Consider the following 18,312-nt stretch of genomic DNA (forward strand, 5'->3'; position numbering starts at 1 on the left):
CCATGACCGACCCCTTCGACGACACGACCTTTCCGCTGAGCCCCGAACAACGCGCGGTGCCGGCCAATGCGCCGCGCTTGCTGCTGCGCGCCGACATCGAGGGCGCAACCGACCCCGCGCGTCTGCGCGACGTGGTGGCGCGCGTGCTGGGTGCCCACGGCGCCCTGTGCAGCGCCATCCGCGCGGTGCCGGGCTACCGCGGCCTGCGCCAGCAGTACACCGAGGGCATGGCGCCGCTGGCCTGGGCGAGCGCCGACCTGCGCGATGCGCCTGAGTCTGCGTTGACCGAATGGCTGGCGAACGTGCAAGCCGCGCCGCTGGACATCGCACGCGGCGAGATGGTCCATGCCGGGCTCGCACGCACCGGCGAAACGCACCACACCTTGGCGCTGTCCGTCCATGCCTGGGTCGGCGACCGGGGCAGCCTGCAGCACCTGTTCGACCAGATCGCGACGGCCTTCGCAGACGCGGACAGCTTCAATGCCGCCGAGGTGTTCCCGTACGCGCGCTTCGTGACCTGGCGCCAGGACCTGCTCGATGGCGAAGACGCCGCCGAGGGCCGAGCCTACTGGCAGCGCTACCTCGCGCAGGCGTCCTCGCTCACGCCGCCGCGCCTGGTCGGTCGGCAAGCGGCTGTCTCGCAGCAGGCTGCACGCGTGCAGGCCTATGAATCTCTCGACGCCACTTTCGCAGGTCGCATCGCCGCCTGCGCCGACACGCTGGGCGCGCCTCCCGACACGCTGCTGCAGGCCGTCTGGTGGCTGCTGCTCGCGCGCCTGGACGGCACCGGCCGTTTCGCTGCTGGCTGGCAGCACGACTGCCGGCGCGACTACCCGCCGATGCAGGGCGCGGTCGGCGTGTTCGACAAGGTGCTGCCGCTCATCGTCGAGACCGCGCCCGAGACGCGCTTTGCCGACTGGTTCGACAACGTCGAAGGCACGCTGGCCGCGCATGTCGAGGCGCAGGAATACTGGGCCGTCGATGCTCCGCCCACCACCGCGCACCTCGCGGTCGGGTTCGCGTGCCACGAATGGCCGCGTCGCCACGGCATCGATCCGCAATGGCAGCTGGCGGCACTGCCGGGGCCGCTGCAGGCTTTCGAACTCGCCTTGCAGGTCGCGTGGGATGCCGACGGTGCCGCGCTGTCGCTGCACGCCGATGCCGCGCGCCACAGCGAGGTGGCGGCGCAGCGCCTGCTGATGCAGTACCTCTGCCTGCTGAACGCCGTCGTCGAACGCCCCGACACCGCGCTCGGCGCGCTGCCGCTGGTCGGCCCGCGCGAGCGCGAGCTGTTGCTGCAGTCGCAGGAAGCCGTGGCCGATGTCGGCACACAGACCGTGACACAGCGCATCGCCCACTGGGCCGCCGAAACGCCCGAGGCACCCGCACTCGAAGCAGGCGACCAGCGCCTGAACTACCGCGAACTCGACCAGCGCATCGGCCGCGTCGCCCATTGGCTGCAAGGGCAGGGCGTGACACCCGGCGCGATCGTCGCACTGAACCTGCCGCGCGCGCTCGACCTGCCGGTGGCGATCCTCGCCGTCTGGCGCTCGGGCGCCGCCTACCTGCCGCTCGACCCCGACTGGCCCGAGGCGCGCCGCGCAGCGGTGCTGGCCGATGCGCAGCCGGTGTTCACCATCGACGCGGCATTGCCCGATGCGAGCACGTTGCCCGAGACGCAAGCCGCATCGCACATCGCTGCACCGGGCGACCTCGCCTATGTGCTCTACACCTCCGGCTCCACCGGCACGCCCAAGGGCGTGGCCGTGGAGCAATGCCAGTTGCAGAACTACGTGGCAGCCGCTTCGGCGGCGATGCAGCTCGACACCTGCCGCCGCTGGGCGCTCACCAGTTCGGTGGCGGCCGACCTGGGCAACACCGCGCTGTTCGGCGCGTTCCACAACGGCGCCTGCCTCGTCGTGGCGGCGCCGCACGAGGCGAAAGACGCCGAGGCCTTCGCGCGCTTCATGCGCGCACACGCCATCGACGCGCTGAAGATCGTGCCCTCGCACCTGGAAGCGCTGCTCGAAAGCGCCACGCCCTGCCTGCCGCGCACGCTGGTGCTGGGCGGCGAGGCCGCGCCGCGCGCGCTGGTCGAGCGCATCGCACGGCTGGCGCCGCAGTGCGCGGTCTACAACCACTACGGGCCGACCGAGGCCACGGTCGGCGTCATGGTGCATGCCGTCGAAGCCGGTGCACCCGTGCCCGAGCAACTGCCGCTGACGCGCGTGCTCGCGAACAACTGCGTGCGCGTGCTCGATGCATCGCGGGGCCTCGTGCCGGCGGGTGGGCTGGGCGAGGTCTACATCGGCGGTGCGCAGCTGTGCCGCGGCTACCTGAACCGCGCGAACGCTGACGTGTTCGTCGCCGACCCGTTCCGTTCTGGCGAGCGGCTCTACCGCACAGGCGACCTCGCGTGGGTGCTGCCCGAAGGCGGGCTGCGGCTTGCGGGGCGCGCTGACCATCAGGTGAAGGTCCACGGCTACCGCGTCGAGCCGGCCGAGGTCGAGGCGGCGCTGCTGGCGCGGCCCGGCGTGCGCCAGGCGGTCGTGTTGGCCGTGCCCGATGCGGCCGGTGCGACCACGCTCGCCGCCTTCTTCGTCGGCGACAGCGAGGCGGCCGACGGCCGCGCGCTGCGCGAACAGCTGGCCGCGCTGCTGCCCGCGCACATGGTGCCCGCGAGCTGCACGGCCGTGAGCGCCTTCGCGCGCCTGCCGAACGGCAAGATCGACCGACTCGCGCTGGCGGCATCGGCACCGAACGAGGTACCGCAGCGCACCATCGCCGCGCCGCGCGATGCGCTCGAAGCGCTGCTCGCCGACGGCATGGCCACGCTGCTGGGCAGCGGCCCGGTCGGCGTGGAAGACGACTTCTTCGAACTCGGCGGCCACTCGCTGCAGGTCATCAAGCTGGTGGCGCGCATCCGCAAGCTGCTGCAGGTCGAGGTGGCGGCCGGCGTGGTGTTCGACCACCCGACGCCCGCGGCGCTCGCCGCCGTGCTGCGCGAGGCCAGCGCCGACGCCGTCGCGCTCGAACAGCTGGCGCAGACGCACCGGCAGCGCGACCTGGCCGACGAATCCGTGGGCGAGGCCGCATGAGCATCCCGATGGACGAGATCACTCGCACCGTGCGCGACGGCCAGGCGGTGCCGCTGTCGTATGCGCAGGAGCAGCTGTGCTTCCTGCAGAAGCTCGAGCCCGGGCTCACGGCCTACAACCTGCCGCGCGTGTTCCGGCTGACCGGTGCGCTCGACGCCGATGCGCTGGCGCGCGCGTTCCAGGCGGTCATTGCGCGACACGCGATCCTGCGCACGCACTTCGTCGAACACGACGGTGTGCCGATGCAGGTGGTGCAGGCCGGGGTGCCGTTCGCGCTGGAGCGCATCGATCTTTCGGACCGGAGTGCCGACGCACAGAACGCAGCTGTCGATGCGCTCGTGCGCCGAACCGCGACGCATGTGTTCGACTTGGGCCGCGCGCCCGCATTGGTCGCACGACTCGCGAAGTTGGCCGACGACCGGCATGTGCTGACCGTCTGCCTGCACCACATCGTGTCCGATGCCTGGTCGAACCCGATCCTGGCGCGCGACCTCGGCGCGGCCTACGCGCTGGCGCTGCGCAGCAAAGGCCCGGTGCAGCTGCCGCCGCTGCCCGTGCAGTACGCCGACTTCGCCGTGTGGCAGCGTGCCCGCGTGCAGGGCGAGGCGCTCGCGCCGCAGCTTGCGCACTGGAACCGCCACCTCGGCGACGAGGTGCCGTCGCTCGATCTGCCGACCGACCGCGCGCGTCCCGCGCAACAGACCTTCGCCGGCACCGCGCTCGGCTTCGAGCTGCCGCCGGCCCTGGCGGAAGCGCTGCAGAAGTTCTGCCGTGCCGAACGCTGCACGCCCTTTGTCGTGCTGCTCGCGGCCTGGCAGGTGCTGCTGTCGCGCTGCAGCGGACAGGACGATTTCGCCATCGGCGTGCCCAATGCGGGGCGCCACCGCGAGGAGGTGCAGGACCTGCTGGGCTTCTTCATCACGACACAGGTGTTCCGCGCGCGGCTCGCGCCCCGGCGCACGCTGCGCGAGGTGTGCCGGCAGGTGCGCACCGACGCACTCGCCGCGCTCGACCATGCCGACCTGCCGTTCGAAGTGCTGCTGGCCAGCCGCAAGGACCGCCGCGACCCCGCGCGCAGCCCGCTGTTCCAGGCCATGTTCGGCGTGCAGATGGCCGGCGAGGCCGTCGCGCTCGACTTCGCGGGCGTGCGTGCCGAGCTCGAAGAGTTCGACGACGCGGGCGCCAAGTTCGACCTGTCGCTGGACTTCTACATCGACCCGCGCGGCGTGCGCGGCCGGCTCGAATACAACACCGACCTGTTCGACGCCACGACCGCGCAGCGCCTGGTGCGCGCCTACCAGCGCGTGCTGCAGGCGATGTCGGACGACCCCGACCGCGTGCTCGCGAACCTCGTGCTCACCGATGCGGACGACGAGGCGCGGCTGCGCGGCTGGAGCGAGAACCTGCCGCACCGCCCGTACACGCAGCCCGTGCACCAGCTGATCGAAGCGCAGGCGCGCGAGCGGCCTGAGGCGGTCGCGCTGGTGTTCGGCGACACGGTGCTGCGCTATGGCGAACTCGACGCGCGCGCCAACGCGCTGGCCCATCGGCTGATCGGCCTCGGCGTGCGGCCCGACATGCCCGTGGGCATCGCGGCCGAGCGCAGCGTCGAGATGGTCGTGGGGCTGCTGGCGATCCTGAAGGTCGGCGGCGCGTATGTGCCCATCGACCCCGAGCTGCCGCGCGAACGCATCGCGTACATGCTCGAAGACAGCGGTGTGACGTTGCTGCTCACGCAATCGCACCTGCGCGAGGCGCTGCCGGTGGCGGCGCACGTGCAGTTGCTTGCGCTGGATGCGCTCGACCTGTCGGCCGAATCCACCGCCTGCCCGCAGGTCGCACTGCATGGCGAGAACCTCGCCTACGTGATCTTCACCTCGGGCTCCACGGGCCGCCCCAAGGGCGCGGCCAACCGCCACAACGCCCTCTACAACCGCCTGGCCTGGATGCAGGACGCCTACACGCTGGGCGACGCCGACACCGTGCTGCAGAAGACGCCGTTCGGCTTCGACGTGTCGGTGTGGGAGTTTTTCTGGCCGCTGATGCAGGGCGCGCGCCTCGTCGTCGCCGCGCCCGGCGATCACCGCGAGCCGGCACGCCTGGTCGAGCTGATCCGTGCGCACGGTGTGACCACATTGCACTTCGTGCCCTCGATGCTGCAGGCCTTCCTGGCGCACGACGGCATCGAGGCCTGCACCAGCCTGCGGCGCATCGTCTGCAGCGGCGAGGCGCTGCCCGCCGAGGCGCAGGCGCAGGTGTTCGAGCGCCTGCCGGGCGCGGGGCTCTACAACCTCTACGGCCCGACCGAGGCCGCCATCGACGTGACGCACTGGACCTGCCGCGCCGACGGCCTGAACCACGTCGCCATCGGCCGCCCCATCGCGGGCTGCAAGACCTACGTGCTCGACGCGGGCCTGAACCCCGTGCCGCCGGGCGTGGGCGGCGAGCTGTACCTGGGCGGCATCGGCCTGGCGCGCGGTTACCTGCACCGGCTGGGCCTCACGGCCGAGCGCTTTGTCGCCGACCCGTTCAGCGACACCGGCGAGCGCCTGTACCGCACGGGCGACCTCGTGCGCTGGCGCGACGACGGCCAGCTGGCGTACCTGGGCCGCATCGACCACCAGGTGAAGGTGCGGGGCTTCCGCATCGAACTCGGCGAGATCGAGGCGCAGCTGCTGGCGCTGCCGCAGGTGCGCGAGGCGGTCGTCGTGGCCGACGGCGGCCCCGGTGGCACACGGCTGGTCGGCTATGTGTCGCCGCAGCCCGATGCGGCCGTGGACGCGGCCGTGCTCAAGGCGCGGCTGGCCGAGGTGCTGCCCGAGTACATGGTGCCGTCGCTGCTGTGCGTGCTGCCGACGCTGCCGCTCAACGCCAACGGAAAGATCGATCGCAAGTCGCTGCCGAAGCCCGAGGGCAGCGGGGCGCAGGCCTACGAGGCGCCCGAGGGCGTGGTCGAGCAGGCGCTCGCCACCGTCTGGGCCGAGGTGCTCGGCCTGCCGCGCGTGGGCCGGCAGGACAACTTCTTCGAACTCGGCGGCGATTCGATCCTGAGCCTGCAGATCGTGTCGCGGCTGCGCACGGCGGGCTGGAAGCTCACGCCGCGCCAGATGTTCGAGCGGCAGACCGTGGCGGGGCAGGCGGCGGTGGCCGAGCCTGTGGGCGCTGCGCTGCAGGCCGAGCAGGCGGCGGCCGAAGGCGAGGTGCCGCTGCTGCCATTCCAGGCTGCGTTCTTCGAAGTCGACATGCCCGAGCGTCACCACTGGAACCAGTCGCTGCTGCTGCAAAGCCGCGAGCCGCTGGTGCTGCCCGCGCTCGAAGCCGCGCTGGCGGCGGTGGTGCAGCACCACGATGCGTTCCGCCTGCGCTTCCATCAGGCAAGCGATGGCCGCTGGCAACAAGCCTACGAGGCGCTGCCGGCGCGTTGGCGCGAGGAATGGCTCTGGGTGCGCGATGCGGCGAACCCCGCGCAGATCGCCGCGCTGTGCGACGAGGCGCAACGCAGCCTCGACCTCGCGCACGGGCCGCTGCTGCGTCCGCTGGTCATTCGCCTGCCGGGCGGCGACTGGCGCCTTCTGCTGGCGGCGCACCACCTCGTGGTCGATGGCGTGTCGTGGCGCATCGTGCTCGACGACCTGGCTGCCGCGTACACGCAGTGCCGCGATGGCCAACCGGTCGCGCTGCCGCCGAAGAGTGCCAGCCTGCAGGCCTGGGCGCACGCGCTGCAGGCGCAAGCCACCGCGACGGACGGTGAACTCGCGCACTGGCAGGCCTTCGTCGACGTGCCGGTCGCGCTGCCCTGCGCGCGCCCCGAGGGCGTGAACACGGTGGCGCGCCGCACCAGCATCGCGTGGCAGCTCGACCGCGAGCGCACGCAGGCGCTGCTCAAGTCGGCACCGGCTGCCTACCGCACGCAGGTCAACGACCTGCTGCTCACCGCGCTCGGGCGCGCGCTGTGCGGCTGGAGCGGGCATGCGCAGCTGGCGATCCTGCTCGAAGGCCATGGCCGTGAAGACATCCTGCCGGCGGAGAAGGCGCTCGACCTGTCGCGCACCACGGGCTGGTTCACGAGCCTGTTCCCCGTGCGGCTCGATCCGCTGGGCGCGTGGCGCGATGCGATCAAGCGCGTAAAGGAAGACCTGCGCCGCGTGCCGAAACGCGGGATCGGCCATGGCGTGCTGATGCACCTGGGCACGGACGCACAGCGGCAGGCGCTGCGCGCATTGCCGCGTCCGCAGCTGGTCTTCAACTACCTGGGACAGGTCGACGGTGCGGCTGAAGCTGCGTGGTCGCTTGCGCCCGAAGACGCGGGCGAACCCGTCGCCACGAGCGCACCGCTGCTGCACGAATTCAGCGTCAACGCACTGGTGCGCGATGGCGCGCTGCAACTGACGGTGGATTTCAGCGCGGCGCGGCATGCGGTCGACGATGTGCAGGGCTGGGTGAACCGCTTCGGCGACGAACTCGAAGCGCTGATCGCGCACTGCACCTCGGGCGCTTGCGGCGTCACGCCGTCGGACTTCCCGCTGGCCGGCCTCGAAGCCGCGCAGCTCGACGCGCTGCCGCTGCCCGTGGCGCAGCTCGAAGACCTCTACCCGCTCTCGCCGATGCAGTCGGGCATGTTGTTCCACAGTCTGGTCGATGCGCAGGGCGAGGCCTACATCAACCAGCTGTGCATGGACATCGACGGCCTCGATGCCGAACGCTTCCGCGCCGCATGGCAGCGCGTGCTGGCGCGCCACGAGATCCTGCGCAGCGGCTTCCTGGCCGACGGCGCCACGCCGCTGCAATGGGTGGCGCGCAGCGCCGAGATGCCGTGGGTGGTGCAAGACCTGCGCGAGAGCGCCGACGTGCAGTGCGCGCTGGCGCGGCTGGCCGCGTCGCAGCGCGCGAGCGGCTTCGACTTGGCACGCCCGCCGCTGATGCGCATCGCGCTGGCGCGCACGCAGGCGCAGCGGCATCACCTCGTCTGGACCTACCACCACCTGCTGCTCGACGGTTGGAGCGTGGCGCAGCTGCTGGCCGAGGTGCTGCGCAGCTATGCGGGGCAGGCCGGCGAGCCCGCACCCGGACGATTCCGCGACCACATCGCGTGGCTCGCGGCGCGCGACACGCAGGCCGGCGAGGCGCATTGGCGCAGCGTGCTGGCCGGTGTGGAAGAGCCGACGCGCGTTGCCACGGCGCTGGTGCCGCCTGTCGCGCCGCGCCCCGGCAAGGCCCGCCAGCGTCTGGCCTTCAACACCGAAACCACGCGCCGCCTGCGCGATGCCGCGCGCGCCGCGCACGTCACCCTTAACACTTGCGTGCAGGCCGCCTGGGCGCTGCTGCTGGGTCAGCGCACCCGCACTGGCACCGTCGTGTTCGGTGCCACCGTCGCCGGCCGCAGCGCCGAGATGCCGGGTGCCGAGCGCATGCTGGGCCTGTTCATCAACACGCTGCCCGTGGTCGCGCGCCTGCAGCCCGGCCAGCCCGTGGGCGACTGGCTGCGCGAATTGCAGGCGGCGCAGGTTGCGTCGCGCGAACACGAGCACACGCCGCTGCACGCGATCCAGGCCTGGGCCGGGCTGGGCGGGCAGGGGCTGTTCGATACGCTGGTGGTGTTCGAGAACTACCCGGTCGATGCGGCCTTGCGCGACGACGCGGCGGCGGGCCTCACGTTCGGTGCGGTGCACACGCAGGACGAAACCTCGTACCCGCTGACGCTGATGGTGCATGACGATGCGGCGCTGCACATCGACCTCGTGCATGCGCTCGACGTGTGCGACGGCGCGCAGGCCGCGGCGCTCGTGGGCCAGCTGCGCGCGGCGTTGCTGGCGCTTGCCGGCGATGCGGCGCAAGCCGTGGGCCAACTGACGCTGGCCGATGCGGCCGAGCGCGAACGCTTGTCGCGCTGGTCGCGCGGTGCGTTCACGCCGCAGGCGGTCGTGCCCGTCCACCACCTCATCGAACAACAGGCGAAGGCGAATCCCGACGCACTGGCGCTGGTCACGGCCGAACATCGCCTCACCTACGCCGCGCTCAATCGCCTTGCGAACCGCTGGGCGCACCGGTTGATCGCGCAGGGTGTGCGGCCCGACATGCCGGTCGCGATCGCAGTCGATCGCTCGGCCGAGACGGTGGTGGGCCTGCTCGCCGTGCTCAAGGCCGGCGGCGCCTACGTGCCGCTCGATCCGGCGTTCCCGACCGAGCGGCTGGCCTACATGGTCGAGGACAGCGGTGCCTCGCTGCTGCTCACGCGCCGCGCGCTGATGCCGCGTCTGCCCGACGCAGCGAGCGTGCAGCGGCTGGCGTTTGACCTCGACGCAACCGACGACGGCATGGCTGCCTGGCCCGACCACGACCCGGCGGTGCCGGTACATGGCGAACAGCTGGCCTATGTGCTCTACACCTCGGGCTCCACCGGTCGCCCCAAGGGCGTGGCGATGCGCCACGATGCGGTCGCGCGCCTCATCGCGTGGCAGCTGCACCGCCTGCCGGGCGCGAGCCGCACGTTGCTGTTCGCGTCGCCGTGCTTCGACGTGGCGTTCCAGGAAATGGTCAGCGGGCTGGCCGGCGGCGGTTGCCTCGTGCAGACCACCGACGCGCAGCGGCTCGACCTCGATGCGCTGGAAGACCTGGTGCACCGCGAGGGCGTCGAGCGCATGTTCCTGACCTTCTCGGTGCTGCAGCATTTCGCCGAGCAGTCGCTGGCCTCGGGCCGTCTGCTGCCGGCGCTGCGCCAGATCGTCACAGCGGGCGAGCAGCTCAAGCGCACGCCCGCGCTGACTGAATGGCTGGCGCGCGAGCCGCAGTGTCGGCTCATCAACCAGTACGGGCCGACCGAAACGCACGTGGTGAGCGAGTTCGTGCTCGACAGTGCAGGCCTTGACGACCTGCCGCCCATCGGCACGCCCGCATCGAGCGCGCGCCTGCGCGTGCTCGACGCCACCCTGCAGCCCGTGCCGGTCGGCGTGGCCGGCGAGCTGTGCGTGGGTGCCGAGGTGCTGGCGCGCGGCTACCTGCACCGCGCCGGCCTGACGGCGCAGCGCTTCGTCGCCGACCCGTTCGATGCGCAAGGCGGGCGGCTCTACCGCACCGGCGACCTCGTGCGCTGGCGCGATGACGGTCAGCTCGAGTACCTCGGCCGGCTCGACCACCAGGTGAAGGTGCGGGGCTTTCGCATCGAACTCGGCGAGGTCGAGTCGCAGCTGCTCGCGCAGCCCGGCGTGCGACAGGCCCTGGTGCTGGCGCAGGAAGGGCCGGGCGGTGCGCGGCTGGTGGCCTATGCGGCCGGCGCCGAAGGCCAGCCGCTGCGTCCCGCGGCGCTGCGTGCGGGGCTGGCGGCGGCGCTGCCCGACTACATGGTGCCGAGCGTCATCGTCGCGATGCCGCAGGGGCTGCCGCTGAACGCCAACGGCAAGGTCGATCGGCAGGCGCTGCCGCCGCCCGAGGCAGCGGAAGAGCGTGCCCACGTGCCGCCGCAGGGCGCCACCGAAACCGCGCTGGCGGGTCTGTGGGCGCAGGTGCTGGGGCTGTCGCGCGTGGGGCGCGGCGACAACTTCTTCGAGCTCGGCGGGCATTCGCTCGCGGTGCTCAAGCTGCGGCAGCAGGTCAAGGCGCAGATGGGCATCGACCTGCCGCTGCAGCGTTACTTCGAGTTGCCCGACCTGGCGGCGTGCGCGCAGGCGCTCGACGCGCAGGGGCCGGCACAGGCGCAGCAGGCCGCACAGGCCGAGAGCGACCTCGATCGCATGGATGCATTGTTGGAAAGTCTGGGGGGTTGAGTGAGCAGTAGCACGAACAGCAGCAGCGAACGCGGCAGGGCCATCGCCCAACGGCTGGCAGGTTTGCCACCGGCGCGGCAGAAGGAATTCATCGCCGCGCTTCGTGCGCAGGGCATCGATTTCGGCCGCCTGCCGATCGTGCCCGACCCGGCCGCGGTGCCCGGCGCGCCGCGGCCCGCCTCGTACGCGCAGGCGCGCCAGTGGTTCCTCTGGCAGATGGACCCCGAGAGCACGGCGCAGCACATCACGGCCGCACTCACGCTGCACGGCGTGCTCGACCTCGCGGCGCTGCGTGCGAGCCTGCAGGCGCTGGTGGTGCGGCATCCGTCGCTGCGCACGCGCTTCGGCGTGAGCGACGACGGCGTGCCACAGCAGACCGTGTCGCCAGAGGCCGTGCTCGATCTGCGTGAAGCCGATCTGCGCGCCCACCCCGCGCAGGTGCGCGACGAGGCCGCGCGCCTCGTGCGCACGCCCTTCGATCTGTCGCGCGGCCCGCTGCTGCGCGTGGGGCTGTGGCGCACCGGCGAGACCGCGCACCTGCTGGTGCTGGTGATGCACCACATCGTGTCCGATGGCTGGTCGATGCAGTTGCTGGTCGACGACTTCGGTGCGCTGTACCAGTCACATCGGCAGGGGAACGACGCTGCCGTGCTCGCCGCGCCCGCGCTGCAGTACGCCGACTACGCAGCCTGGCAGCGCAACTGGCTCGAAGCGGGCGAGGGCGAACGCCAGCTCGCCTACTGGACCGAACGGCTCGGCGGCGAGCAGCCGCTGCTGCAATTGCCTGCCGACCGCGCGCGTCCGCCGCAGGGCCCGTACCTGGCCGCGCGCCATCGGCTCGAGTTGCCGGGCGAACTGACGCAGGCGCTGCGCCGCCGCGCGAACGCCGAGGGTGCGACGCTCTTCATGGTGCTGCTGGCCGGCTTCCAGGCGCTGCTGCACCGCTACACGGGCCAGGGCGACATCCGGCTCGGCGTGCCCGTGGCCAACCGCGACCGGCCCGAGACGGCCGGCATCCTCGGCCTGTTCGTCAACACGCAGGTGCTGCGTGCCGAGCTGACGGGCCACACCACGCTGGCCCAGGCGCTGGCGCAGGCACGCGACGCGGCACTGGGCGCGCAGGCGCACCAGGATCTGCCGTTCGAACAGCTGGTCGAGGCGCTGCAGCCCGAGCGCAGCCTGAGCCATCCGCCGCTGTTCCAGGTGATCTTCAACCACCGGCAGCAGGACCTGGGCGCGCTCGACCGGCTCGAAGGCCTGCGCATCGAACCCTGCGAACTCGACGAACAGGCGGCGCCTTTCGAACTTGCGCTCGACACGCTGGAGCAGGCCGACGGCACGCTCGGCCTGAGCTTCACGTATGCCCGTGCGATCTTCGAGCTCGCGACCATCGAGCGCATGGCCGCGCACTACGTCGCGGTGCTGCGCCAGCTGGCCGACGACCCCACGCGCACATTGCGCGAGGTGGCGCTGCTCGGTCCGCAGGAGCACGCCCAACTGCGCGAATGGGGCGAGGGCCGGGACACCGCCTGGGACGAGGTGCCCGTGCACCGGCTCGTCGAGCGGCAGGCCGCGCTGCGGCCCGAGGCCACGGCGCTGATCGTCGATGGCGTGCCGATGAGCTTCCGCGACCTCGACGTGCGCGCCAACCGGCTCGCGCACGCACTCATCGCGCAGGGCGTGCAGCCCGAGGACCGCATCGGCCTCGCCGTGGAACGTTCGCCCGAGATGGTGGTGGCGCTGCTCGGCGTGCTGAAAGCGGGCGCGGCCTACGTGCCGCTCGACCCCGACTACCCGCCCGATCGACTCGGCTTCATGGCGGCCGACAGCGGCGTGCGGCTGCTGCTCACGCAGGCGCGCGTGCGCGAACGGCTGGGCGCCTCGATGCAGGCGCTGCCCGCGCTGCTGCTCGGCGGTGGCGTGCTCGACAGCGGCCCCGACGGCGCGCCCGATGTCGCGGTGCATCCCGAACACCTCGCCTATGTGATCTACACCTCGGGCTCCACCGGCCAGCCCAAGGGCGTGGCCGTGGCGCATGGCCCGTTGAGCATGCACATCCAGACCATCGGCCGCGCCTACGGCATGACGCCCGAAGACCGCGAGCTGCAGTTCGCGTCGATCAACTTCGATGGCGCGCACGAGCGCATCTGGACGCCGCTGGCCTTCGGCGCAACGCTGATGCCGCGCAGCCAGGAGCTGTGGACCGTGCACCGCAGCCGCGAGGAGATGCGGCGCCACGGCATCACCGTCGCCTGCTTCACGCCGGGCTACCTGCAGCAGATGGCCGACGAACTCGGCGAGGAAGGGCGCGTGCCCACACTGCGTTCGTACACCGTCGGCGGCGAGGCCATGGGCCGCGTGGCCTGCGAGCGCGTGATGCAGACGCTGCAGCCGCCGCGCCTCATCAACGGCTACGGCCCGACCGAGACGGTGATCACGCCGACCATCGCCAAGGCCTATGCCGGCACCGCCTTCGACGCGGCCTACCTGCCCATCGGCGCGCCCGTGGGCGACCGCCGCGCCGTGGTGCTCGACACCGACATGAACCTGGTGCCGCCCGGCATGGCCGGCGAGCTGTACCTCGGCGGTTCGGGCCTGGCGCGCGGCTACCTGAACCGCGCCGGCCTGAGCGCCGAACGCTTCGTGGCCGACCCTTTCGACACGGAGGGTGGGCGCCTGTACCGCACCGGCGACCTCGTGCGCTGGCGCGCCGACGGGCAGCTCGAATACCTGGGGCGGCTGGACCACCAGGTGAAGGTGCGCGGTTTCCGCATCGAACTCGGCGAGGTCGAGGCACGGCTGCGCGCGCAGCCCGGCGTGCGCGAGGCCGTGGTGGTCGCGCGCCAGCGTGCGGGCGGCGCGCTGTTGCTGGCCTACGTGTCGAGCCTCGATGCGCAGCGCCCGGTCGGGGCCTTCACGTTGCGCGAAGGCCTAGCGCAGGTGCTGCCCGAGTACATGGTGCCGTCGGCGATCATGGTGCTCGCGGCGCTGCCGCTCAACGCCAACGGCAAGGTCGACCGTGCCGCGCTGCCCGAACCCGTGTTCGCCGCTGCGGCCGACACCTGGGAAGCGCCGCAGGGCGCGGCCGAGGAGGCGATGGCGGCGGTGTGGGCCGAGGTGCTCGGTGCGCCGCGCGTGGGCCGCAACGACAACTTCTTCGAACTCGGCGGCCACTCGCTGCTGGCCATGCAACTGCTCGAGCGGCTGCGCCGGCAGGGCTTCGGTGCGCAGGTGCGCACGCTGTTCCAGAACCCGCGCTTCGTCGACTTCGCGCGCGCCACGCTGGAGGCCGGCGCCTCGCCGCGCCCGGCACCGGTGGTCCCCGACAACGCGATTCCCGATGGCTGCACCTTGCTGACACCGCAGATGCTGCCGCTGGTGACGCTCGACGACGCGCAGCTGCGCCGCATCGAAGCCGCCGTGCCCGGCGGCGCGGCCAACATCCAGGACATCTACCCGCTCGCGCCACTGCAGGAAGGCCTGCTGTTCCATCACTTGATGCAGGCCGAGGGCGACGTCTACGTGCAGTCGCTGCAGATGCGCTTCGACAGCCAGGCACGGCTGCACGCGTTCATGGATTGCCTGAACCGCGTCATCGTGCGCCACGACATGTTGCGCACGGCGGTGCTGTGGGAAGGGCTGGCGGAGCCGGTGCAGGTGGTGCACCGCCATGCGCCCGCCGAGATCGAATGGCTGCCGATCGACGCCGCGGCAGGCGATGTCGCCGCGCAGCTCGAAGCCCATGTGCGCCCCGGCCACTACCGTTTGGACGTGCGCCGCGCACCCATGCTGCGCGCCATCGCCGCGCACGACGCGGCGGGCGGCGGCTGGCTGTTGCAGCTGCCGAGCCACCATCTGGCGCTCGACCATGTGTCGCGCGACCTGCTGGTCGAGGAGATCACGCTGCTGCTGCAGGGCCGCGCCGATGCATTGCCCGCGCCCGTGCCATTCCGCAGTTTTGTCGCGCAGGCACGGCTCGGTGCCGACGTGGCCGAGCAGGAGACCTTCTTTCGCCGCATGCTCGGCGACGTGCGCGAACCGACCGCGCCCTTCGACCTGTTCGATGCGCGCGGCGATGGCACGGCCGTGGAAGAAGCGTACCTCGAACTCGATGCGGCGCTGGCGCAGGCCGTGCGCACGCAGGCACAGCGCAGCGGCGTGAGCGCGGCCACGCTGTTCCACCTGGCGTGGGCGCTGGTGCTGGCCAAGACCACGGGCAAGGATGACGTGGTGTTCGGCACCGTGCTGTTCGGCCGGCTTGCAGGCGGCGAGGGCGCGGGGCGCGCGCTCGGCATGATGATCAACACGCTGCCGCTGCGCGTGACGCTGGGCCGCAGCCATGCGCTGGCCTGCGTGCGCCAGACCCACGCCGCGCTGGCCGGCCTGCTGCACCACGAGCACGCGAGCCTGTCGCTCGCGCAGCGCTGCAGCGCGGTGCCCAAGGGCACGCCGCTGTTCTCGACGCTGCTGAACTACCGCTACGTGGCGCAGGCGCCCGATGCGGGGGCCGATGCGGGCGGCTGGGAAGGCATCGAGACGCTCGGCGCGCAGGAGCGTTCGAACTACGCCTTCGCGCTGTCGGTGAACGAACGCGCCGACGGTTTCGCACTGACCGCGCAGGTCGATGCGTCGGTCGGTGCCGCGCGCGTGTGCCAGTACATGCACGACGCGGTGCGCCGCGTGGCCGACGACCTCGCGCAGGCGGCCACGCACCCGGTCGCGGCCTTCGACCTGTACACCGCCGACGAGGCGCAGCGCCTGCAGGCCTGGGGCGTGAACACACCCGCCTACCAGCACACCGCGCCGGTGCATGTGCTGGTCGCACGCCAGGCCGTGCTGCGGCCCGAGGCCACGGCACTGATCTTCGGCGACCACACGCTGAGCTACGCGGCGCTGGAGGCACGCGCCAACCGGCTGGCGCACCACCTCGTGCGCGCGGGCGTGCGGCCCGAAGTGCGCGTGGGCCTCGCGGTGCGGCGCTCGGCCGATATGGTCGTGGCGCTGCTCGCGATCCTGAAAGCCGGCGGCGCCTACGTGCCGCTCGACCCGGCGTATCCGCCGCAGCGGCTGGCCTACATGGTGGAAGACAGCGGCGTCGCGCTGCTGCTGGCCGACGATGCCGCCGTGCTGGGCCGCATCGGCATGCCCGAGGTGAAGGCGCTGACGCTCGACACGCTCGACCTGTCGAACGGCCCGTCGCACGACCCCGGCGTGGCGGTGCACCGCGACCACCTGGCCTACGTGATCTACACCTCGGGCTCGACCGGAAAGCCCAAGGGCGTGGCCGTCGCGCACGGCCCGCTGGCCATGCACGTGCAGTCCATCGGCGAGGCCTACGGCATGACGCCCGAGGACCGCGAGCTGCAGTTCGCGTCGATCAACTTCGACGGCGCGCACGAGCGCACCTGGGTGCCGCTGGCCTTCGGTGCGGCGCTGATGCCGCGCGACGAAGAGGTCTGGCCGGTGGAGCGCACCTGTGCCGAAATTGCGCGCCACGGCATCACGATTGCCTGCTTCACGCCCGGCTACCTGCACCAGATGGCCGAGCTGATGGGCGAGGCCGCGAGCCAGCTGCCCATTCGCTCCTACACCGTGGGTGGCGAGGCGATGCCGCGCACCAGCTTCGCGCTGGTGCAGTCGGTGCTGAAGCCACCGCGCATCGTCAACGGCTACGGGCCGACCGAGACGGTGATCACGCCGATGATCGCCAAGGCCGCGCCGGGCGAGGGCTTCGATGCGGCCTACATGCCCATCGGCCGCCTGGTGGGCGACCGCACGGCCTATGTGCTCGACGGCGCCATGAACCAGGTGCCGCCCGGCGTGGCCGGCGAGCTCTACCTCGGCGGCGACGGTCTGGCGCGGGGCTACCTGCAGCGCGCGGGCCTGAGCGCGGAACGCTTCGTGGCCGACCCCTTCGGCGCGCCCGGCGGCCGGCTCTACCGCACGGGCGACCTCGTGCGCTGGGAGGCCGACGGGCAGATGGCGTACCTCGGGCGCATCGACCACCAGGTGAAGATCCGCGGCTTTCGCATCGAGCTCGGCGAAATCGAGGCGCAGCTGCTGGCGCTGCCGCAGGTGCGCGAGGCCGTGGTCGTCGCCAGCCAGGGCGCAGGCGGCGCGCGGCTGGTGGCGTATGTGTCGGCGCTGGCGGGCGAGCGCATCGAACCTTCGCGGCTGCGTGCCAGCCTCGCCGCGCTGCTGCCCGAGCACATGGTGCCGACCGCGATCGTGGTGCTCGACACGCTGCCGCTCAACCTGAGCGGCAAGGTCGACCGCCATGCGCTGCCCGCACCGGTGTTCGCTGGTGGCGACGGCTACGACGCGCCGCGCGGCACCGCCGAGCAGGCGCTCGCGCGCATCTGGGCCGAAGTGCTCGGCGTGGAACGCGTGGGCCGCGACGACAACTTCTTCGAACTCGGTGGCGACTCGCTGCTGAGCCTGAAGGTGATGGCGCAGGCACGCCGCCTGGGCTTGCCGTCGCTGGACCTGAAGCTGCACGACTTCCTGCGCACGCCGACCATCGCCGGGCTGCTGGGCGGGCGCCTTGATGCGCCGTCGCTGGTGGCCCTGAACGCCGTGGTGCTTGGTGCGGCGCCGCTGTTCTGCATGCACGCGGCGCTGGGCACGGTGTACGACTACGCGCCGCTGGCGCGCCGCCTGCAGGGCGTGCGCACGGTGTACGGCCTGCCGTGCCGCATGCTCGCCGACCCCGCGCACCGCGATGTGTCGCTGGCGCGCATGGCCGATGACTACGCCCGCATGGTCCGCGACGTGCAGCCGCAGGGGCCGTACCACCTGCTGGGCTGGTCGCTCGGCGGTGCGCTCGCCGCGGCCGTGGCGGCGCGGCTCGAGGCCGAAGGGCAGGCCGTGGCCTTTCTCGGCCTGGTCGATCCCTATGTGCCCGAGCCTGATGCGCGCATGCAGGCGGTGGATGACGACGGCCGCCGCGACTTCGCCGATTTCGTCGCCTCGGCCTGGCCGGCGGCGCGCCTGGACGGGCTGCTGGACATCGACGACTTCGTCTGCGACGAGGCGACGGTGGCCGCGCTGATTGCCCAGGCGCGTGCCAAGGCGCAGGCCCGTGGCGATGCGCTGGAGATGCCGGCGCACGCGAACCTGCCCGACGACGAGCTGGCCCGCATCTTCCTCACGAGCCAGCAGCTGAAGGCGATCGAGACCGAAGCCCTCGTGCCGCTGTGCTGCCGCGCCGAATGCTGGTGGATCGCGCGACGCCCGGCGGCGGACCGCGCCGCGCTCGCGCTGCAACTGGGCCGGCCGGACCTCGCGGGCGCCACGGCGCTCGACGAGGACCACCATGCGATCCTGCGCAGCCCGGTGTTGTTGGCGCAACTGAGCGAGCGACTGGGCGAGGCCGAAGCCCTTGCGGCCTGAGGCCCGGGCATAAAAAAACGCACGACCCGGAAGCCGGGTCGTGCGTCAAGGGCACCCTTCTG

3 protein-coding genes are annotated in these 18,312 nt (G+C 72.1%); all 3 read left to right on the forward strand.

Annotated features, from left to right (window positions below; translation table 11 throughout):
* Positions 1 to 2 precede the first annotated feature (2 nt).
* The 3 genes from AAG801_RS12100 to AAG801_RS12110 are packed head-to-tail and all read left to right on the forward strand — an operon-like array spanning position 3 to position 18,250.
* Positions 3 to 3,098: an amino acid adenylation domain-containing protein gene (locus tag AAG801_RS12100; protein WP_341888589.1), complete on the forward strand. Its 3,096-nt coding sequence runs from the start codon at positions 3 to 5 to the stop codon at positions 3,096 to 3,098.
* Positions 3,095 to 10,858 carry an amino acid adenylation domain-containing protein gene (locus tag AAG801_RS12105; RefSeq protein WP_341888590.1) on the forward strand — a complete coding sequence of 2,588 codons (7,764 nt, stop codon included), beginning with the start codon at positions 3,095 to 3,097 and terminating at the stop codon, positions 10,856 to 10,858. The genes AAG801_RS12100 and AAG801_RS12105 overlap by 4 nt, the downstream gene beginning before the upstream one ends.
* Positions 10,859 to 18,250 carry an amino acid adenylation domain-containing protein gene (locus tag AAG801_RS12110; protein WP_341888591.1) on the forward strand — a complete coding sequence of 2,464 codons (7,392 nt, stop codon included), beginning with the start codon at positions 10,859 to 10,861 and terminating at the stop codon, positions 18,248 to 18,250.
* Positions 18,251 to 18,312: the final 62 nt, after the last annotated feature.

This window comes from Variovorax sp. YR752, assembly GCF_943372545.1.

What these genes read in the sequence shown, in the direction of transcription:
- AAG801_RS12105 (WP_341888590.1), top strand. Translation starts at nt 3,095, where the DNA reads ATGAGCATCCCGATGGACGAGATCACTCGCACCGTGCGCGACGGCCAG.
- AAG801_RS12100 (WP_341888589.1), top strand. Translation starts at nt 3, where the DNA reads ATGACCGACCCCTTCGACGACACGACCTTTCCGCTGAGCCCCGAACAA.